Genomic DNA, 18,900 nt, shown 5'->3' with positions numbered 1-18,900 from the left:
TCATGCCCGCACCGACCCTCACCGATCTGCTCGAGGCCGGCGTCGCCGGCCGCACCGTGCTCATCCGGTCCGACCTGAACGTCCCGCTGGACGGGGACACCGTCACCGACGACGGCCGCATCCGTGCCTCGCTGCCCGCGATCCGGGACCTGGCCGAGGCCGGTGCGCGCGTGATCGTCATGGCCCACCTGGGCCGCCCCAAGGGTGAGCCGGACCCCGCGTACTCCCTCCGCCCCGTCGCCGCGCGCATGGCCGAGCTGCTGGGCACCGACGTCGCCCTCGCCGCGGACGTGACCGGGGACGACGCGCGCGCGAAGGCCGCCGCCCTGCAGGACGGCCAGGTGCTGCTGCTGGAGAACGTGCGCTTCGACGCCCGCGAGACCTCCAAGGACGATGCCGAGCGCGCCGCACTGGCCGGCGAGATGGCGGCGCTGGCCGGCGACGACGGCGCCTACGTGGGCGACGCCTTCGGCGCGGTCCACCGCAAGCACGCCTCCGTGTTCGACGTCGCGGCACAGCTGCCGGCCTACCAGGGTCCGCTGGTCGCCGCCGAGCTCGAGGTGCTCACCCGTCTGACCGAGTCCCCGGAGCGGCCTTACGTCGTCGTGCTGGGCGGGTCGAAGGTCTCGGACAAGCTGGCCGTGATCGACAACCTGCTGGACAAGGCCGACACGCTGCTGATCGGCGGCGGCATGCTCTTCACGTTCCTCAAGGCGCAGGGCCACGAGGTGGGCACCTCCCTGCTCGAGGAGGACCAGCTCGACACCGTCCGCGAGTACCTGCGCCGCTCCGAGGCCGGGGCCGCCCGCATCGTGCTCCCCACGGACATCGTCATGGCCTCCGGCTTCGCGGCCGACGCCGAGCACGAGGTCCTGGCCGTGGACGCCCTCACCTCGGGCGCGCACGGCGCGTCCGCCATGGGCTTGGACATCGGCCCCGAGACGGCCCGGGCGTTCGCGGAGCAGATCCGCGGCGCCCAGACCGTGTTCTGGAACGGCCCCATGGGCGTGTTCGAGTTCCCGGCCTTCGCGGAGGGCACCCGGGCGGTGGCCCAGGCCCTCACCGAGGCCTCCGCGGCCGGCGGCCTGTCGGTGGTCGGCGGCGGCGACTCCGCGGCGGCCGTGCGCACGCTCGGCTTCGCCGACGACGCGTTCGACCACATCTCCACCGGTGGCGGCGCCTCCCTCGAATACCTCGAGGGCAAGGAGCTGCCGGGCGTCACCGCCCTGGCCGGCGAGGGGCGGGCGTGAGCATGGCGGAGCAGACCACGCGCGTGCCGCTGATCGCGGGCAACTGGAAGATGAACCTGGACCACCTCGAGGCCGTCACCCTGGTGCAGCGCCTCACGTGGCTCCTCTCGGACGCGGACCATGACCAGGAGGCCGTGGAGGTCGCGGTGTTCCCGCCCTTCACGGGCCTGCGGTCCGTGCAGACGCTCGTCACCGGCGACCGCCTGGACCTCGTCTACGGCGCGCAGGACCTCTCGCCCGAGGACGCCGGCGCCTACACGGGCGACGTCTCCGGCGCGTTCCTGGCCGCGCTGGGGTGCCGTTACGCGATCGTGGGCCACTCCGAGCGCCGCACCCTCCACGGGGAGGACGACGCCCTCGTCGCGCGCAAGGCCGCCGCGGCCCTGCGCCACGGCCTCACCCCGGTGATCTGCGTGGGCGAGGGCCTGGAGGTGCGCCAGGCCGGCCGGCACGTCGAGCACACGCTCGCCCAGCTGGAGGGCTCGATCGCGGGCCTGTCGGCGCAGGACGTGGCCGGCGTCGTCGTCGCCTACGAGCCCGTATGGGCGATCGGCACGGGCGAGGTCGCCGGCCCCGAGGACGCGCAGCAGATGTGCGCGGCCCTGCGCGCCCGCGTGGCCGCACTGCACGGCGACGACGTCGCCGCCGGACTGCGGATCCTCTACGGCGGCTCCGTGAAGTCCTCCAGCGCGCCGGCGCTGCTGGCGCAGCCGGACGTGGACGGCGCCCTCGTGGGCGGCGCCAGCCTCGACGCGGACGAGTTTGCTAAGATCGTCCGGTTCGACCAGGCCTGATCCGTCCGGCCCGACCGACCGCATTCTCCGTGACGGCCCCGGCGCGCGCCGGGGCCGCACCTCGACCCGAGGAGCCCTCCCGTGGACGTCCTGACCCTGGCCCTGCAGATCCTCGTGGTCGTGCTCAGCGTGGTCATCGTGCTGCTCATCCTGCTGCACAAGGGCCGCGGCGGCGGCGTCTCGGACATGTTCGGCGGCGGCGTGACCAGCTCGATGAGCTCCTCGGGCTCCGCCCAGCGTCTGCTCACCCGCCTGACCGTCGGCTCCGTGGTCGCCTGGGGTGTCGTGATCGCCCTGCTCGGCGTCCTGCCGCGACTGACCATGGAGTCCTGAGGCCGCCCCGCCGGGCCCCGACGCGAACGCCCCGCACGGAAGATCCGTGCGGGGCGTTCGCGCGTCCCGGACCGGTGGGGCGCCGGGGGCCCCTCAGCGTTCGGAGGCCTGCACGGGGGAGAGGTCCGTGCGCGGCAGGCCCTGGTGGAGCACGGCGCCGAAGACCTCGTCCGGGTCCAGGCGGCGCAGCTCCTCGGCCAGGCAGTCCTGGATCGTCCGGCGTGGCAGGGAGATGCGCTGCACCGGCCGGCCCTGCTGATAGAGCCGGGCCACCTGCGACTGCGAGCGGGAGAGCACCACGTCCCCGTCCGTGCACCGCAGGCGCACCGCACGGATCCCGTGGCCGACCTTCGAGTGCGCGATCGTCACGGGCACCTTCAGGGTCAGGGTGAGCCACGCCGCGAGCAGCATGGTGCTGGGGGAGTCCGGCGCCCCGTCCACCGTCACCGAGCGCAGGGTGGCCACGTCGAGCGTGTCGAAGATCCCGGCCACCTGGATCCGCCACAGCGTCAGGCGCGTCCAGGCCAGGTCGGTGTCGCCCTCATGGTGGCCCGCGCGCAGAGCCCACAGGGCGGGCTCGGCCGCGGACGCCGATGCCGTGTCCGTGATCCGGCGGTGGGCCAGGCGACCGAGCGCCGTCGCCGAGGGGACCTCGGGCGGCACCCCGGGCCACCACGCGACGATGGGCGCATCGGGCAGGAGCAGCCCGGAGACGAGCGACTCATCGGCGTGGGCGTTCTCCCCGGCGCACCACAGCACCACGACGTCGGAGGCGCCGGCGTCGCCGCCGACCCGGATCTCGGCGTCCAGGCGGGTGGGTGCCGCAGGGTCGCCCAGGGCCAGGACGATGATGCGGCACGGGTGCTCCAACGAGGCCGCGTTGGCGGCCTGGACGGCGGACTCGATGCCGGCGTCGTCCGTGCTGATCACGAGCGTGAGGACGCGGCCGAGGGTCACGACCCCGCTCTTCTCGCGCAGCTGCGTGATGCGCTTGGCCACCTGGGAGGTGGTGGTGTCCTGCATGCGGATCTTCACGGGCGCCTCCAGCTTCGTCCGTCGCGGGCCATGAGGGCGTCGGCCGAGGGCGGGCCCCACGTGCCCGGGGCGTAGGGCTCGGGCTGGGTGCCCAGGCTCGCCCAGTGCTCCTCGAACGGGTCCACGATCCGCCAGGACAGCTCCACCTCGGCCTGACGCGGGAACAGCGGCGGCTCCCCGAGGAGTACGTCGAGGATGAGCCGTTCGTACGCCTCGGGGGAGTCCTCGGTGAAGGCGTGGCCGTAGCCGAAGTCCATCGTGACGTCGCGGATTTCGGTCTGCGTGCCGGGCACCTTGGACGCGAAGCGGATGGTGACGCCCTCGTCCGGCTGCACCCGGATGACGATGACGTTCTGCCCGAACTCGTCCCCGTCGTGGACGGGGAACAGCAGGTGCGGGGGCTTCTTGAAGACGACGGCGATCTCCGTCACCCGCCGGCCGAGGCGCTTGCCGGCCCGCAGGTAGAACGGGACGCCCTGCCAACGGCGCGTGCGGATGCCCACCTTGAGCGCGGCGTACGTCTCCGTGACGGACGCCGGGTTGAAGCCCTCCTCGTCGAGGAAGCCCGTGACCTGCTCGCCGCCCTGCCAGCCGGAGGTGTACTGGCCGCGGGCGGAGGCCCCCGCGAGTCCCTCGGGCGTGTCCGGGACGGTCACGGCTTCGAGGACCTTCTCCTTCTCCGCGCGCAGGTGGTCCGCGTCGAACGAGATCGGCTCCTCCATCGCCGTGAACGCGAGCAGCTGCAGGAGGTGGTTCTGAATGACGTCGCGGGCCGCGCCCACGCCGTCGTAGTAGCTCGCCCGTCCGCCGATGCCGATGTCCTCGGCCATCGTGATCTGGACGTGGTCCACGTGCTCCGCGTTCCAGAGCGGCTCGAACATCCGGTTGGCGAACCGGAACGCGAGGATGTTCTGCACCGTCTCCTTGCCGAGGTAGTGGTCGATGCGGAACACGGCGTCCGAGGGGAAGACGCGCTCGATCACGGCGTTGAGCTCCTGCGCGCTGGCCAGGTCGTGGCCGAAGGGCTTCTCGATGACCACGCGGCGCCACGGGCCGTCGGCCGGCTGGGACCGGTCGGCCAGGCCCTGGTCGGCCAGGTGGTGGGAGACGGCCTCGAACCAGTCCGGCGGGATGGAGAGGTAGAACGCCGTGTTCCCGCGCGTGCCGCGTGAGGTCTCGAGCTCGGCGAGCACCTCGTCGAGACGGACATAGGCCGCCTCGTCGTCGAACGCGCCGGAGACGAAGCGCAGGCCGCCCCGGAACTGGTCCCACACGGTCTCGTCGAAGGTGGTTCGGGAGGAGGCCTCCACGGCGGCGCGCACGTAGTCGGCGAACTCCTCGTCGGACCAGTCGCGGCGGCCGAAGCCGACGAGGGAGAACGCCGGCGGCAGCAGGCCGCGCTGGGCCAGGTCGTACATGGCCGGCAGGAGCTTCTTCTTCGCCAGGTCGCCCGTCACGCCGAACAGCACGAGGGCCGACGGACCCGCGATGCGGGTCAGGCGCCGGTCACGGGGGTCGCGCAGCGGGTTGCGGGGGACGGTCCGGGACTCACCGGCCACGGACGGCGTTCCTCAGGGCCTCGATGCCCGCGTCGCGGCGGCGCAGGTGCAGGGTGACCACGGGGCGGCCGAGATCGCCCAGCACCCGGGCGTCGCCCGCGGCCTGCGCGGCGATGAGCCTGCCCAGGGAGAACGGGCGTCCGGGCACCTCGAGGTCCAGGCCGGCGTCGCCCGTGATCTGGAGGAACACGCCGACGGCCGGGCCGCCCTTGTGGAACTGTCCGGTGGAGTGCAGGAACCGCGGACCCCAGCCGAACGTGACCGGGCGGCCGACCAGCTCTGCCAGGTCCGCGCGCAGCTCCTCGAGCTCGGCGTCGTCGTGACGGGAGAGGTAGGCGTGGACCGCCAGGTAGCCGTCCTCGGGCACCAGCGCCGCCGTGGCGCGCAGCACGCCGGCCAGGTCCGGGGCAGAGGTCACGGACGCCGGGCCGGAGACCTCGACGCCCTCCACCTCACCGTCGGCCGTCCGCTCGGCGGCAGGGCTGTCCAGCAGGGTGCGCGCGGCGGCCTTGGCGGCCTCCACGTCCGGCTGGTCGAAGGGGTTGATCCCGAGCAGGCGACCGGCCACCGCGGTGGCCACCTCCCACAGCAGCAGCTGGGCGCCGAGCGAGCCGGCGACCTGCACGCCGTGGCCCGGGGCCGCGACGTCGTCCTCGCCGACGAGCTGTACCTGCAGCAGGTCGGGGGCGTCCCACGCGGTCTCGGGGTCGCCGGGGGCGACGACGACGGGCAGCAGCCCGGTGCCGTGCTTGCCCGTGGACTCGGCGATCAGCTGCTCGATCCAGGCCGGCAGTCCGGCGATGCCGGACCCGTGGTCGGCGAAGACGAGCTTGTCGCGCAGCGGGCGGGTGCCGCCCAGGGCCGCGCCGAGCTGCAGGCCCGGGTTGTCCTCGTCGTCGGCGATCAGCAGGTCGAGCACGGCCTCCGCGTCGTCCAGCAGGGCCGCGACGTCCACGCCGGCCAGGCCGGTGGGGACCAGGCCGAACGCGGTGAGGGCCGAGAAACGCCCGCCCACGGTCGGGTCCGCGGTGAAGACGGCGCGCCAGCCGGCGGACTCGCACGCGGCGTGCAGCGGTGAGCCCGGGTCCGTGACGGCGACCAGGCGGGTGCGGGGGTCGATCCCGGCGTCGCGGAACGCGGCCTCGACGACGCGGCGCTGCGAGTCGGTCTCCACGGTGGAGCCGGACTTGGAGGAGACCACCAGCACGGTTCGCTCGAGGTCGCGCTCGAGGGCGCGGGAGACCTGGAGCGGGTCCGTGGAGTCCAGGACCTCGAGCTCGACGCCGGCCGTCGCCGCGATCACCTCGGGGGCCAGGGACGAGCCGCCCATGCCCGCCAGGACCACGCGGTCCACGCCCTCGGCGCGCAGCTCCCGGGTCAGCTGGGCGATGTGCGGGACGAGGGCGCGGGAGTCCTCGAACAGGTCGATCCAGCCGAGCCGCTTGGCGGCCTCGTCGCGGGCCGGCGCCCCCCACAGGTCGGCGTCCTGCGCCCCGAGGCGGGAGGCGACGCGGTCCTGGAGGAGGGCGGGCAGATGGCGGTCGATCGCCTCGAGGGCGGCTCCGGTGGCGGTGAGGCCGAGGGTGCTCATGGGGGGTCCTTCCGTGCGCGTGGCGAGCGGGCGGCGGGGTCGGGGGGCGGGTGCGGTCAGCGATGGGCGTCGAGCCCGGAGCGGACCGAGCCGAGCAGCTCGTCCCACGCGGCCTCGAACTTCTCCAGGCCCTCAGTCTCCAGCACGTCCACGACGTCCTGGTAGGACACGCCTGCCGCGCCGACCGCGTCGAGCAGGGCATCGGCCTCGGCGTAGGCGCCCGTGACGGTGTCCGCCGCAATCACCCCGTGGTCGGCGACCGCCTCGAGGGTCTTCTCCGGCAGGGTGGTCACGGTGTGCGGTGCCACGAGTTCGGTGACGTACAGCGTGTCCGGCAGGGCGGGGTCCTTGACGCCGGTGGAGGCCCACAGGGGCCGCTGCACGGGGGCGCCGGCCGCCTCGAGCAGGCGCCAGCGCTCCGAGTCCAGGGCCTGCTCGAAGGCTCGGTAGGCCAGGCGCGCGTTGGCGACGGCGGCCCGGCCGGTCAGCGCCTCGGCCTCGGGGGTGCCGATCGCGCGCAGCCGCGCGTCGACCTCCGTGTCCACACGGGAGACGAAGAAGGAGGCCACCGAGTGGAGGCGGCGGACGTCGTGCCCGTTCGCCCGGGCCTTCTCCAGGCCGGTGAGCCAGGCGTTGAGCACCCGGCGGTAGCGGGGCAGGGAGAAGATCAGGGTCACGTTCACGCTGATGCCCGCGCCGAGCACGTCCGCGATGGCGGACAGGCCCTCCACGGTCGCGGGGATCTTCACCATGAGGTTGGGCCGGTCGATTGCCGCCGCCAGCTCGCGGGCCTGGGCCACGGTGCCGGCGGCGTCGCGGGCCAGGCGCGGATCGACCTCGAGGGAGACGAACCCGTCCGCCCCGCCGGTGCGCTCGTGGACGGGTGCGAGCACGTCGGCGGCGCGGCGCACGTCCTCGGTCGTCAGGGCGACGACGGCCTCGTCCACCGAGGCGCCGGCCGCGGCGAGGTCGCGCAGCTGGCCCTGGTAGGCGCCCGCGTCCGCGAGGGCGACGGCGAAGATGGACGGGTTCGTGGTGACGCCGGTGACCGAGCGGGTGGCGATCAGCTTCTCGAGCGTGCCCTCGTCCAGCCGCGTGCGGGAGAGGTCGTCGAGCCAGATCGACACACCGGCCTGGGCCAGCGCGGCGGTGTTCGGGTTCTGCGGGGTGCTCATGGTCTGCGGGTGCCTTCCCTTCGGGGGTGGACGTGCTCGGGGCGTCGGGGGCGCCGGGCCTCAGAGGAGGCCGCGGGTCACCTCGGCGACGTGCTCACCGGTGAATCCGTACTTCTCCATCAGGCGGGTGCCGTCGGCCGACTCGCCGTAGTGCTCGAGGCTCACGCGGGCGCCCGGGGAGGAGGCCGTCACCGTGTGCTCGAACCACGGCATCGCGACGCCGGCCTCGACGGAGACGCGGACCGGGGCGTCGGGGCCGTCGGGCAGGACCTCGGCCCGGTAGGCCGCGTCCTGCTCGGCGAACCACTCGAGGCACGGGGCGGAGACGACGCGGGTCGGGACGCCGTCGGCCTGCAGCAGCTCGCGGGCCCGCACGGCCACGGAGACCTCTGAGCCGGTCGCGATCAGCAGCGCGCGGGCCGGCGTCGGCGCGCCGTCGGCATCCGTGGCGTCGACGAGGACGTAGGCGCCGCGTGCCACGCCCGAGGCGGGGGCGAAGCCGTCCGTGCCCCGGGGGAGCACGGGCAGGTTCTGCCGGGACAGGATGAGTCCGGCCGGGCGGTCCCGGTGCTCGAGCACCGTCCGCCACGCCCACGCGGTCTCGTTCGCGTCGGCTGGGCGGACGACGTCGAGCCCGGGGATGGCCCGCAGTGCGGCCAGGTGCTCCACCGGCTGGTGCGTGGGGCCGTCCTCGCCGAGGCCGATGGAGTCGTGCGTCCACACGTACGTGCTCGGGGTGCCCATGAGGGCGGCCAGGCGGACGGCGGGGCGCATGTAGTCGGAGAACGTCAGGAACGTGCCCATGTAGGCACGGGTCAGGCCGCCGATCGTGATGCCGTTGACGATCGCCCCGGCCGCGAACTCGCGGATGCCGAAGTGCAGGGTGCGGCCGTGCTCGTCGCCCTGCCAGGTCGCCGTGGAGCGGCGGGCCGGGATGAAGGAGGGCTCGCCCTTCATGGTCGTGTTGTTCGACCCGGCGAGGTCGGCCGAGCCGCCCCAGAGCTCGGGCATGACCGGCGCGAGGGCCGTGAGCACCTCACCGGAGGCCGCGCGCGTGGCCATGCCCTTCTCGTCCGCGTCCCAGGACGGGAACGCGTCCGCGAAGCCGACGGGCAGCTCTCGTCCGGCCAGTCGGTCGTACAGGCGCGCGTTCTCCGGGTGGGCCTCGCGCCAGGCCTGGAACGCCGCCTCCCATCCGCGGCGGTACTCGGCCGAGCGCTCGGTGATGGACCGGGCGCCGGCCAGGAGCTCGGGGTCCACGTCGAAGGTCGTGGTCGGGTCCAGCCCGAGGCCCTCCTTGAGGCCGGCGACCTCGTCCGTGCCGAGCTTGGAGCCGTGGATGCCGCCGGTGTTCTGCTTCGTGGGGGAGGGCCAGCCGATCACGGTGCGCAGCTTGATCAGCGAGGGCCGGCCGGTCTCGGCCTTGGCCGCCACGAGGGCGTCGTACAGGGCCTCCACGTCCTCCGTGTACTCGGTCACGGCGTGGCCCTGGGCGCCGTTGGTCCAGTCGACCTCCTGCACGTGCCAGCCGTAGGCCTCGTAGCGGCGCACCACGTCCTCGGTGAACGCGACGTCCGTGTCGTCCTCGATCGAGATGCGGTTCGCGTCGTAGACGACCACCAGGTTCCCGAGCTCCTGGTGCCCGGCCAGCGAGGAGGCCTCGGCGGCGACGCCCTCCTGGATGTCCCCGTCGGAGGCGAGCACGAACACGTGGTGGTCGAACGGGGAGGTGCCGGGGGCGGCGTCGGGGTCCATCAGCCCGCGCACGCGGCGCTGCCCGTACGCGAAGCCGACGCCCATCGCCAGGCCCTGGCCCAGCGGACCCGTGGTCACCTCGACGCCGTGGGTGTGGCCGTACTCCGGATGGCCCGGGGTCCTGGATCCCTCGGTGCGCAGCGCCTGGATGTCCTCGATCTCGAGCCCGGCGCCCGCGGCGAACAGCTGCAGGTACTGGATGAGCGAGGCGTGGCCCGCGGAGAGGATGAAGCGGTCCCGGCCCTCCCAGCGGTCGTCCGTGGGGTCCAGGTGCATGACGTTCTGGTACAGCTGCCACGCCACGGGGGCCAGCGAGATCGCGGTGCCGGGGTGGCCGTGCCCGGCCTTCTCCACGGCGTCCGCCGAGAGCGCCTTGAGCGTGTCCACCATCCGGCGGTCCTGCTCCGAGTAGACGAACCCGCGGGCCGGGGCCACCCGGTCCAGGGTCGGGGGGGTGGACGGCTGCGCGGCGTCGGTCACGGGTTCTCTCCTGGCGGATCGGGAGCGTCGGGGTGCGGCCCCGGCCGACGCCGGGGCGTCGCGGCGCGGGGCCGTCGTCCCAGCCTAGCCGCGCGACGGCGGGGCGGGCCCGACCGGGCGCCCCATGACATGGTTCGCCCCCGGGCGAACAGCCGTTGACACGAGTAGACTGGGTCAAGGCCTGCCCGCAGGCGGACCGCCCGAGTGGCCGATCCGAACCCCGGGACGGGCACGCCCACCGTCCCCTCACCGTGAGAAGCAGATGTCATCCTCCCTGGAGTCGCCGTCCGCCGCCCGCGTCGCCGCCGCCGAGCCCGGCGTCGTCGACCGGTCCCCGCTGCCCCTGCGCCGCAAGGTCCGGGCGTACGTCGAGCTGACGAAGCCCCGGGTGATCGAGCTGCTGCTGGTGACCACGCTGCCGACCATGATATTCGCGCAGCGCGGCTTCCCGGACGTGCTCACCATGATCGCCACGCTCGTCGGCGGTGCGCTCGCCGCCGGCGCCTCCGGCACCTTCAACTGCTACATCGACCGCGACATCGACCGGGTCATGAAGCGCACCGAGAACCGGCCGCTCGTCACCGGCGAGGTCACCCCCCGCGAGGCCCTCGTGTTCGCGTGGGTGCAGACGGTCGTGTCCATCCTGATCCTCGGGTTCGGCGCCAACTGGCTGGCGGCCGGCCTGGGCGTGGCCGCCATCTTCTTCTACGTGGTCGTGTACTCGCTCGTGCTCAAGCGCCGCACGGAGCAGAACATCGTGTGGGGCGGCATAGCCGGCTGCTTCCCCGTGCTGATCGGCTGGGCGGCCGTGCGCGGGACCGTCGAGTGGCCGGCCATCGTGCTGTTCCTCGTGGTCTTCCTGTGGACGCCCCCGCACTACTGGCCGCTGTCCATGAAGTACAAGCGCGACTACCAGCAGGCCGACGTGCCGATGCTCGGCGCCATCGCCTCCGCGCGCCACGTCTCCAACCAGGTCGTGCTCTACGCGTGGGCCACCGTGGCGTGCTCCCTCCTGCTCGTGCCGATGGGCTGGGCCGGCATCGTCTACACCGCGGTCGCTTTCGTCGTCGGAGGCTGGTTCATCTGGGAGTCCCACGTGCTGCAGGTGCAGGCCCAGCGCGAGGACTTCGAGGACCGCAAGGCCATGAAGGTCTTCCACCTCTCCATCACCTACCTGACGCTGCTGTTCATCGCCCTGGCCGTGGACCCGTTCGTGGGCGCGCCGCTGATGCACTTCGGCGCCTGAGCGCTGGTCCGCCCCGGGCGCTCCCCGGGACGCAGACGACGACGGCCCCGCACCTGCCGGTGCGGGGCCGTTCGCGTGCGCGGGGCGTCAGCCCGCGAGGACGGTGCGCGCGGGCGCGGCGGCCTCGACCGCGGCGCCCGGGCCGGCCGTGACGTAGCGGGCGACCTGCCGGTCCCAGGTCTCCGTCGCGGCGGCCACGAGCAGGGCAGAGCCGAGCATGTGCAGCAGGACCACGCCGATCGGCAGGCCCGTGAAGTGCTGGGTGTAGCCCACGACGGCCTGGAACACGAGGGCGAGCAGGAGCCGCAGCACGGCGGCGCGCTGCAGGCGGGAGGCGCCGGCCGCGCGGCGCACCGTGAAGAACAGGACGAGGGCGGCCGCCAGGAGCAGGTACACCGGGACCACGTGGACCCGGGTGACCAGCAGCGGGTCGAACTCGTGGCGCGGCGAGCCGGGGTCGCCGGAGTGCGGGCCCGTGCCGGTCACCACGGTGCCCAGGTACACGGCGGCCCACGTCAGCGCGAACGCCGCCCAGGCGGCGGCACGGGACCGGACGGTGGTGGCGCCGTCCACGAGGGGCACGCCCGCCCGGCCGGCGCGGCGCTCGGCGGCGATGCGCACCACGAGCAGGGTCGCCACGGCGACCATGATCGAGGACACGATGAAGTGACCGGCCACCCACCACGGGTTCAGATGCGTCAGGACCACGACGCCGCCCACGAGGGCCTGCGCGGGGATGCCGGCCAGCAGGCCCACGGAGAGCCAGAAGGGGCTCCGGTGGGTGCCGCGCAGGTTCCACAGGGACAGGAACATGGCGGCGGCGATGACCACCAGGACGAACGTCAGCGTCCGGTTGCCGAATTCGATGTAGCCGTGGATGCCCATCTCCGGGGTGTTGGTGAGGGACTCGGGTGAGCACTTGGGCCACGTGGGGCAGCCCAGGCCGGAGCCGGTGAGGCGCACGGCGCCGCCGGTGACGATGATGCCGATCTCGGACGCCAGGGACGCCACGGCGAGGGCCATGGTGGCCTTCGTGAGGCGCTGCGGCAGGCGGGCGGCGAGCCCGGCCGGGGCGGTCCCGGCCGCGGGGGTGGTGGTGGACACGGTGTCCTTCCGATCGTTCGATGCAGGGGGACGGGGAACGGCTCAGGGCCGCCAGCGGAACCAGCGGAGCGCGGCCGCGACGGCCACGGCGCCCCACAGGGTGAGCACGAGCAGGGGGACGGGCGACCAGGCCCCGTCCAGGAGGGCGGCCCGCAGGGCCGTGCCCAGCGCGCCGGAGGGGAGCAGGTCCACGCCGGGCACCCGCGCGGGGAACACCGTGCCGCCGACGGCGCCGAACAGCACCCACAGCAGGTTGGCGACGGCGAGGGTCGCCTCCGGCCGGGCCGTGCCGGCGAGCAGCAGCCCGAGGGCCGTGAAGGCGGCGGCCCCCAGCGCGAGGGCGACGAGGGCCGGCAGGATCCCCTCGGGGTCCGGACGCCAGCCGAGCGCCAGGCCGACGCCGCCGATCACGCTCACCTGCACCAGCAGGAGGGCCACCACCGCCAGGGCCTTGCCGGCGACGAGGCCGAGCGTGCCCAGCGGGGTGGTGGCCAGGGCGGCGAGCACGTCGTAGCGACGCTCGAAGCCCGTGGCGATCGCGGTGGCCGTGAACGCGGAGCTGATCACGGCCAGGGCGAGCACGCCGGGCACGGCCACGTCCAGGCCCGAGCGGCCGGGGGTGTCCAGCAGGCCGGTGACGTGCACGCCCACGAGCGCGAGCAGGGGCAGCACCACGGTGACGAGCAGCTGCTCGCCGTTGCGCAGCGCGGTGCCGGTCTCGTAGCCGGCCTGACGCAGGACGCGGGCGGCCAGCGGGGCGGCGCCGGCGTGGGCTCCGGTGCCGGCCGGGGTCCGGTGGTCGACGACGGGCGTGCTCATGCGGCGGTCTCCCGGAGGATCTGCTCGAGGCGCAGTCCGGCGCGCTCGAATCGGGTGGGCATCAGGGCGTGCTCCCGCCAGCTCGCCGCGAGGACGGCCAGGTCGTCCGGGCCGCGGACGCCGGCCACGCGCAGGCGGGCGGACTCGCCGAGGCCGGCCGCGCGCAGCGGCGCGGGCAGGGTGTCGGCCCAGGCACGGACGGCGTCGGGGGAGGCGTCGCCGAAGTCCACGTCGACGACGTCGCCCTCGGCCACGCGCGTGAGCTCGGCCAGCGAGCCGGAGCGCACCACGCGGCCGGCGCGCAGGATGGCGACGTCGTCCGCGAGCCGCTCGGCGTCGTCGAGCAGGTGCGTGGTCAGCAGCACGGCGGCGCCGCGGTCGGTCTGCTCCCGCACGACGTCGTGCACGACGGGCCGGGTCTCCGGGTCGAGGCCCGCGGTGGGCTCGTCGAGGAACAGCATGTCCGGCCGGCCGACGAGGGCGGCCGCGAGCGCCACGCGCTGGCGCTGGCCGCCGGAGAGGCGGCGCAGGGGGCGGCCGGCGACCTCGGCGATCAGCAGGCGCTCCAGCAGCGGCTCGACGGGCAGCGGGTCGCGGTACAGGGACGCCACGTGGCCGACGAAGCGGCGGGCGGGGATCGCGGGCGGCAGGCCGCCCTCCTGCCACATCACGCCGATGCGGGCGCGCAGGTCGGCGGAGGCCCGCCACGGGTCTGCGCCGAACACGCGCACGGTGCCGGCGTCGGGCCGGTCCATGCCGTGGCAGAGGCCGAGGGTGGTGGACTTGCCGGCCCCGTTGGGGCCGAGCAGCACCGTGACGGCGCCGGCACGGGCAGTGAGGTCGACGCCCCGCAGGACGGGGGTGCGGGACCGGCCGCGGCCGAGGCTCCGGTGGACGTCGCTCAGGCGCAGGACGGGCTCGTCGCGCGGCACGGGATCCGGGGTCAGGGGAGGTCGGGGCACTGTGCCAGTCTAGTCCTCGGGCCCTGCGACCCCGGCTCGTGGGGCCGGGGGTGCCCGGGCCTGCGGCGGGTTCCGCCGTGGGCGTCATCAAGCCAGGTGAGCCTCACTTGAACCGTTCCAGATCAATAGGTCATGATGGCGTGGTGTATTCGGATCAGTCTGCGTCGCCCCCCGCTCCGGCCCCGGCCGAGGGCACGCGCGAGCGTGTGCTGCAGCTGGTCCTGACGCGTGGACCCGTGAGCGCGGCCGAGATCGGCCGCGAGCTGGAGCTGACCGCGGCCGCCGTGCGCCGCCATCTGGACGCGCTCGAGGAGGACTCGCTCGTCGAGGTCAAGCGGGTCACCGCGGCCCGCGGCGCGGGACGGCCCTCCCGCCGCTACGTGGTCACCTCGCACGCGCAGGAGCACCTGCCCAAGGACCACCTCGCCGTCGCCCTGGACACCCTGGCCCGCCTCGAGGAGCTCGGCGGGGAGGAGGAGGTGCGCCGCACCGCGCGCCACGCCTTCCGCGAGATCGAGGAGCGCTTCACGGCCGCCGTCGACGGCCGGGAGACCGCGCTGCAGGACCGCACCCGGATCCTCGCGCGGGTCCTCGACGAGGCCGGCTACGCCGGCACGCTGCGCCACTTCGGCGCGGGCCTGGCGCCCACCCTCCGCGCGGACCAGGTCTGCCAGGGGCACTGCCCGTTCCAGGGAATTCCCGCGCGCCATCCGGAGTTCTGTGAAGAGGAGACCGCGCTGTTCGCCCGCCTGCTCGAGGTGGACGTGCGCCGGCTCTCGACCCTCGCCGCCGGCGCCCACGTGTGCACCACACACGTGCCGCTGGGCCGCGACTGAGCCGCGCGGGCCACGCCCCGGCTCCCGCCGACCACCCGACCGACCCCGACCGCAGTGACTAGTGAGAGAGGCTGAGATGACCGACCAGATCGTCCAGCGGGACTCCGCGGAGACCGCCGACCCCGGCGTGATCCAGGAGATCCTCGACAAGAACCCCGAGCTCAACGCCATCGGCGCCTACCAGTACGGCTGGGCCGACTCCGACGCGGCCGGCGAGAAGGCCGTCCGCGGTCTGAACGAGGACGTCGTGCGCGACATCTCCGGCAAGAAGGACGAGCCGGAGTGGATGCGCGACCTGCGCCTGAAGGCCCTCAAGTACTTCGAGCGCAAGCCGATGCCGGCGTGGGGCCCGGACCTGTCCGGCATCGACTTCGACAACATCAAGTACTTCGTGCGCTCCACCGAGGGCCAGGCCAAGACCTGGGAGGATCTGCCCGAGGACATCCGCAACACCTACGAGCGCCTGGGCATCCCCGAGGCCGAGCGCGAGCGTCTCGTGGCCGGCGTCGCCGCCCAGTACGAGTCCGAGGTCGTCTACCACCAGATCCGCGAGGACCTGGAGGAGCAGGGCGTCGTGTTCCTCGACACCGACACCGCGCTCAAGGAGCACCCGGAGATCTTCGAGGAGTACTTCGGCACCGTGATCCCGGTCGGCGACAACAAGTTCGCCTCCCTGAACACGGCCGTGTGGTCCGGCGGCTCCTTCGTGTACGTGCCCAAGGGCGTGCACGTGGAGATCCCGCTGCAGGCCTACTTCCGCATCAACACGGAGAACATGGGCCAGTTCGAGCGGACGCTGATCATCGCGGACGAGGACTCGTACGTGCACTACATCGAGGGCTGCACCGCCCCGATCTACCAGTCCGACTCGCTGCACTCTGCCGTCGTCGAGATCGTGGTGAAGAAGAACGCCCGCGTGCGCTACACCACCATCCAGAACTGGTCCACGAACGTGTACAACCTCGTGACCAAGCGCGCCGTGGTCGAGGCCGGCGGCACCATGGAGTGGATCGACGGCAACATCGGCTCCAAGGTGACCATGAAGTACCCGGCCGTGTACCTGACCGGCGAGCACGCCACCGGCGAGACCCTCTCCGTCGCGTTCGCGGGCAAGGACCAGCACCAGGACACCGGCTCCAAGATGGTGCACATGGCCCCGCACACGAACTCCTCGATCGTGTCCAAGTCCGTGGCCCGCAGCGGCGGCCGCGCCGCCTACCGCGGCCTGGTGCAGATCGCCGAGGGCGCGAACGGCTCCGCCAACTCGGTGGTGTGCGACGCCCTGCTCGTCGACACGGTCTCCCGCTCCGACACGTACCCGTACATCGACATCCGCGAGGACGACGTGACCCTCGGCCACGAGGCGACCGTCTCGAAGGTGTCCGAGGAGCAGCTCTTCTACCTCATGAGCCGTGGCATGTCCGAGGACGAGGCCATGGCCATGATCGTGCGCGGCTTCATCGAGCCGATCGCCCGCGAGCTGCCCATGGAGTACGCGCTCGAGCTCAACAAGCTGATCGAACTGCAGATGGAAGGATCGGTGGGCTGACATGACCGACACCGTGGAGAACACCCAGCGGACCATGATCCCGGGCATGGGCGAGGAGGGCGAGAAGCTCACCGCCGCGCAGAACCCGGCCGCCCGGGCCGGGGGCCGGGAGCGCAACGCCGCGGGCTCGCGCGCCGATCGCCTCAGCTCCTTCGAGCTGTCCGACTTCCCCGTGCTCACGGGGCGCGAGGAGGACTGGCGCTTCACCCCGCTCAAGCGCCTGGGCGGGCTGCACCTGCCCGAGGGCGACGACGCGCGCCTGACCGGTGCCGCGCCCGCCGTGACCGTGGCCGAGCAGGCCGGCGTCACGGTGGAGACCGTGGCCCGCGACGACGCCCGCGTCGGCTCCGTCCTGACCCCGGACGACCGCGTGTCCGCCGCGGCCTGGAACTCGGTCTCCGAGGCCACCGTCGTCACGATCTCCGGCGAGGTCGCCGAGCCGGTGCGCATCGACGTCGTCGGCTCCTCCGCCGACCCGGCCGCGATGCACCTGACCGTGCTCGTGGAGGAGAACGCGCAGGCCGACGTCGTGATCGCCCACCGCGGCACCGCCGTGCTGGCTCAGAACATCGAGTTCGACGTGCGTCGCGACGCCCGCCTGAACGTGGTCGCACTGCAGGCCTGGGAGGGCGATGCCGTGCACGTCTCGGCCCAGCAGGCCTCGGTCGCCACGAACGCGCACTTCAAGCACGTGGCCGTGTCCTACGGCGGCGGCGTGGTGCGTCTGACCCCGACCGCGCGGTTCGCCGCGGAGCGCGGCGAGGCCGAGATGTACGGCCTGTACTTCGCCGACGCCGGTCAGCACCTCGAGAACCGCCTGTTCGTGGACCACAACCAGCCGGACTGCGTCTCGAACGTGCTCTACAAGGGCGCCCTGCAGGGCACGGACGCGCGCACCGTGTGGGTGGGCGACGTGCTGATCCGCAAGGAGGCCGAGGGCACGGACACGTACGAGAAGAACCAGAACCTGCTGCTCTCCGACGGGGCACGCGCGGACTCGGTGCCGAACCTGGAGATCGAGACCGGCGTGATCGAGGGTGCGGGCCACGCGTCCGCGACCGGCCGCTTCGACGAGACCCAGCTGTTCTACCTGATGGCCCGCGGCATCCCCGAGACCGAGGCCCGCCGCCTGATCGTGCGCGGCTTCCTCAACGAGATCATCCAGAAGATCGGTGTCGGCGACGTCGAGGACGAGCTGACCGCCGTGATGGAGGACGAGCTCCGCATCGCGCAGCTCTGACCGACGCCCCGCAGACCCCACCGCCTTCCACCCGAGGAGAACCACCATGGCAACCCTGCAGATCACCGACCTGCACGTGCAGATCGCGACCGAGAACGGCCCCAAGGAGATCCTGAAGGGCCTCTCCCTGACCATCGAGACGGGCGAGACCCACGCGATCATGGGCCCGAACGGCTCCGGCAAGTCCACCCTGGCCTCGACCATCGCCGGCCACCCGCGCTACGAGGTCACCTCCGGCTCCATCACCCTCGACGGTGAGGACGTGCTGGAGATGAGCGTCGACGAGCGCGCGCAGGCCGGCCTCTTCCTGGCCATGCAGTACCCCGTGGAGATCCCGGGCGTCACCATGACCAACTTCCTGCGCACCGCCAAGACCGCGCTCGACGGCCAGGCCCCCTCGCTGCGCACCTGGACCAAGGACGTCAAGGGCGCCTTCGAGGCCCTGCAGATCGACCCGGCGTTCATGAACCGCAACGTCAACGAGGGCTTCTCCGGCGGCGAGAAGAAGCGCGCCGAGATCCTCCAGCTCGAGCTGTTCAAGCCCAAGTTCGCGATCCTCGACGAGACCGACTCCGGCCTCGACGTCGACGCGCTGCGCATCGTCTCCGAGGGCGTCAACCGCGCCCAGGCGCAGAACGAGATGGGCACCCTGCTGATCACCCACTACACGCGGATCCTCAACTACATCAAGCCGGACCACGTGCACGTGCTGGTGGACGGCCGCGTGGCCGAGTCCGGCGGCCCGGAGCTCGCCGAGCAGCTCGAGGCCGAGGGCTACGCCCGCTTCGAGAAGGCCGCGGCGGGGGCCTGAGATGACGGAGACCACGAACCAGGCGCCCACGGAGGACATCCGTGAGGCCCTCAAGGACGTGATCGACCCGGAGCTGGGCGTCAACGTCGTGGACCTGGGCCTGCTCTACGGGCTGCACTACGCCGACGACGGCGCGCTGCTCGTGGACATGACCCTGACCACCGCGGCCTGCCCGCTCACGGACGAGATCGAGGACCAGGTCTCCCGCGCGATCGGCACCATGGTGGACGAGTGGCGGCTGAACTGGGTCTGGATGCCCCCGTGGGGCCCTGAGCGGATCACCGAGGACGGCCGCGACCAGATGCGCGCCCTCGGCTTCAACATCTGATCCGGCCCGGACCACGACGGCGGCCCGTCACCT

General features: G+C 73.3%; 17 protein-coding genes. 9 read left to right on the top strand and 8 right to left on the bottom strand.

Translation table 11 applies throughout. From position 1 onward, the window contains the following. Positions 1-2 precede the first annotated feature (2 nt). The 3 genes from pgk (at position 3) to secG (ending at position 2,377) form a co-directional block, all read left to right on the top strand. Positions 3-1,250: a phosphoglycerate kinase gene (pgk, locus tag SJ20_RS03375; RefSeq protein WP_044658948.1), complete on the top strand. Its 1,248-nt coding sequence runs from the start codon at positions 3-5 to the stop codon at positions 1,248-1,250. A 2-nt stretch (positions 1,251-1,252) separates the two neighbouring features. Next, positions 1,253-2,044 (top strand): triose-phosphate isomerase, encoded by a 792-nt coding sequence (tpiA, locus tag SJ20_RS03370; protein WP_010078716.1) that lies wholly within the window; start codon positions 1,253-1,255, stop codon positions 2,042-2,044. A gap of 81 nt (positions 2,045-2,125) precedes the next feature. Continuing rightward, the gene (gene secG / locus SJ20_RS03365; RefSeq protein WP_036315286.1) at positions 2,126-2,377 is read left to right on the top strand and encodes a preprotein translocase subunit SecG; all 252 of its coding nucleotides are present in this window, start codon (positions 2,126-2,128) and stop codon (positions 2,375-2,377) included. Between the two features lie 93 nt (positions 2,378-2,470). Here secG and SJ20_RS03360 read toward each other — a convergent pair whose 3' ends face one another. The 5 genes from SJ20_RS03360 to tkt are packed head-to-tail and all read right to left on the bottom strand — an operon-like array spanning position 2,471 to position 9,972. After that, complete coding sequence (locus SJ20_RS03360) at positions 2,471-3,412, bottom strand: glucose-6-phosphate dehydrogenase assembly protein OpcA (RefSeq protein ID WP_044658947.1); 942 nt, start codon at positions 3,410-3,412, stop codon at positions 2,471-2,473. Further along, positions 3,409-4,971: a glucose-6-phosphate dehydrogenase gene (gene zwf / locus SJ20_RS03355; RefSeq protein WP_044658946.1), complete on the bottom strand. Its 1,563-nt coding sequence runs from the start codon at positions 4,969-4,971 to the stop codon at positions 3,409-3,411. The genes SJ20_RS03360 and zwf overlap by 4 nt, the downstream gene beginning before the upstream one ends. After that, positions 4,961-6,562, bottom strand: a complete 1,602-nt coding sequence (locus tag SJ20_RS03350; protein WP_044658945.1) for a glucose-6-phosphate isomerase — start codon at positions 6,560-6,562, stop codon at positions 4,961-4,963. The genes zwf and SJ20_RS03350 overlap by 11 nt, the downstream gene beginning before the upstream one ends. Positions 6,563-6,618: 56 nt before the next feature. Continuing rightward, positions 6,619-7,737: a transaldolase gene (gene tal / locus SJ20_RS03345; RefSeq protein WP_044658944.1), complete on the bottom strand. Its 1,119-nt coding sequence runs from the start codon at positions 7,735-7,737 to the stop codon at positions 6,619-6,621. 60 nt (positions 7,738-7,797) lie between these two features. Continuing rightward, positions 7,798-9,972 (bottom strand): transketolase, encoded by a 2,175-nt coding sequence (tkt, locus tag SJ20_RS03340; RefSeq protein WP_044658943.1) that lies wholly within the window; start codon positions 9,970-9,972, stop codon positions 7,798-7,800. Positions 9,973-10,234: 262 nt separating this feature from the next. Between tkt and SJ20_RS03335 the strand changes: the two genes are divergently transcribed. Continuing rightward, positions 10,235-11,218 (top strand): heme o synthase, encoded by a 984-nt coding sequence (locus SJ20_RS03335; protein ID WP_044658942.1) that lies wholly within the window; start codon positions 10,235-10,237, stop codon positions 11,216-11,218. A gap of 87 nt (positions 11,219-11,305) precedes the next feature. Here SJ20_RS03335 and SJ20_RS03330 read toward each other — a convergent pair whose 3' ends face one another. The 3 genes from SJ20_RS03330 to SJ20_RS03320 are packed head-to-tail and all read right to left on the bottom strand — an operon-like array spanning position 11,306 to position 14,103. Next, positions 11,306-12,322: a heme A synthase gene (locus SJ20_RS03330; protein ID WP_044658941.1), complete on the bottom strand. Its 1,017-nt coding sequence runs from the start codon at positions 12,320-12,322 to the stop codon at positions 11,306-11,308. Between the two features lie 42 nt (positions 12,323-12,364). Next, entirely contained in the window at positions 12,365-13,141 is a 777-nt protein-coding gene (locus tag SJ20_RS03325; protein ID WP_044658940.1) for an ABC transporter permease, read from the bottom strand. Next, the gene (locus SJ20_RS03320) at positions 13,138-14,103 is read right to left on the bottom strand and encodes an ABC transporter ATP-binding protein (RefSeq protein WP_235281248.1); all 966 of its coding nucleotides are present in this window, start codon (positions 14,101-14,103) and stop codon (positions 13,138-13,140) included. The genes SJ20_RS03325 and SJ20_RS03320 overlap by 4 nt, the downstream gene beginning before the upstream one ends. A 140-nt stretch (positions 14,104-14,243) precedes the next feature. Between SJ20_RS03320 and SJ20_RS03315 the strand changes: the two genes are divergently transcribed. From SJ20_RS03315 to SJ20_RS03295, 5 genes are all read left to right on the top strand, one after another. Then, positions 14,244-14,939, top strand: a complete 696-nt coding sequence (locus tag SJ20_RS03315; protein WP_230297443.1) for a metalloregulator ArsR/SmtB family transcription factor — start codon at positions 14,244-14,246, stop codon at positions 14,937-14,939. Between the two features lie 76 nt (positions 14,940-15,015). Next, positions 15,016-16,488 (top strand): Fe-S cluster assembly protein SufB, encoded by a 1,473-nt coding sequence (gene sufB / locus SJ20_RS03310; protein WP_036315257.1) that lies wholly within the window; start codon positions 15,016-15,018, stop codon positions 16,486-16,488. Position 16,489: 1 nt separating this feature from the next. After that, on the top strand, positions 16,490-17,728 hold the full coding sequence (gene sufD, locus SJ20_RS03305) for a Fe-S cluster assembly protein SufD (protein ID WP_044658938.1): 1,239 nt from the start codon (positions 16,490-16,492) through the stop codon (positions 17,726-17,728). 46 nt (positions 17,729-17,774) lie between these two features. Continuing rightward, on the top strand, positions 17,775-18,539 hold the full coding sequence (gene sufC / locus SJ20_RS03300) for a Fe-S cluster assembly ATPase SufC (RefSeq protein ID WP_010078702.1): 765 nt from the start codon (positions 17,775-17,777) through the stop codon (positions 18,537-18,539). Between the two features lies 1 nt (position 18,540). Next, entirely contained in the window at positions 18,541-18,867 is a 327-nt protein-coding gene (locus SJ20_RS03295; RefSeq protein WP_002855327.1) for a metal-sulfur cluster assembly factor, read from the top strand. The last annotated feature ends 33 nt before the right edge of the window (positions 18,868-18,900 follow it).

This window comes from Micrococcus sp. MS-ASIII-49 (assembly GCF_000946635.1).
GTDB classification, from domain to species: domain Bacteria; phylum Actinomycetota; class Actinomycetes; order Actinomycetales; family Micrococcaceae; genus Micrococcus; species Micrococcus luteus.
The sequence above is the reverse complement of the archived record's forward strand: the minus strand, read 5'-3'. Positions and strand labels throughout refer to the sequence as shown.

Bases quoted from the DNA above. Each gene is read 5' to 3' on its own strand.
- SJ20_RS03295 (WP_002855327.1), top strand. From the start codon at position 18,541: ATGACGGAGACCACGAACCAGGCGCCCACGGAGGACATCCGTGAGGCC.
- SJ20_RS03335 (WP_044658942.1), top strand. From the start codon at position 10,235: ATGTCATCCTCCCTGGAGTCGCCGTCCGCCGCCCGCGTCGCCGCCGCC.
- tal (WP_044658944.1), bottom strand. From the start codon at position 7,737: ATGAGCACCCCGCAGAACCCGAACACCGCCGCGCTGGCCCAGGCCGGT.
- pgk (WP_044658948.1), top strand. From the start codon at position 3: ATGCCCGCACCGACCCTCACCGATCTGCTCGAGGCCGGCGTCGCCGGC.
- SJ20_RS03325 (WP_044658940.1), bottom strand. From the start codon at position 13,141: ATGAGCACGCCCGTCGTCGACCACCGGACCCCGGCCGGCACCGGAGCC.
- SJ20_RS03350 (WP_044658945.1), bottom strand. From the start codon at position 6,562: ATGAGCACCCTCGGCCTCACCGCCACCGGAGCCGCCCTCGAGGCGATC.
- sufC (WP_010078702.1), top strand. From the start codon at position 17,775: ATGGCAACCCTGCAGATCACCGACCTGCACGTGCAGATCGCGACCGAG.
- sufD (WP_044658938.1), top strand. From the start codon at position 16,490: ATGACCGACACCGTGGAGAACACCCAGCGGACCATGATCCCGGGCATG.
- tpiA (WP_010078716.1), top strand. From the start codon at position 1,253: ATGGCGGAGCAGACCACGCGCGTGCCGCTGATCGCGGGCAACTGGAAG.
- sufB (WP_036315257.1), top strand. From the start codon at position 15,016: ATGACCGACCAGATCGTCCAGCGGGACTCCGCGGAGACCGCCGACCCC.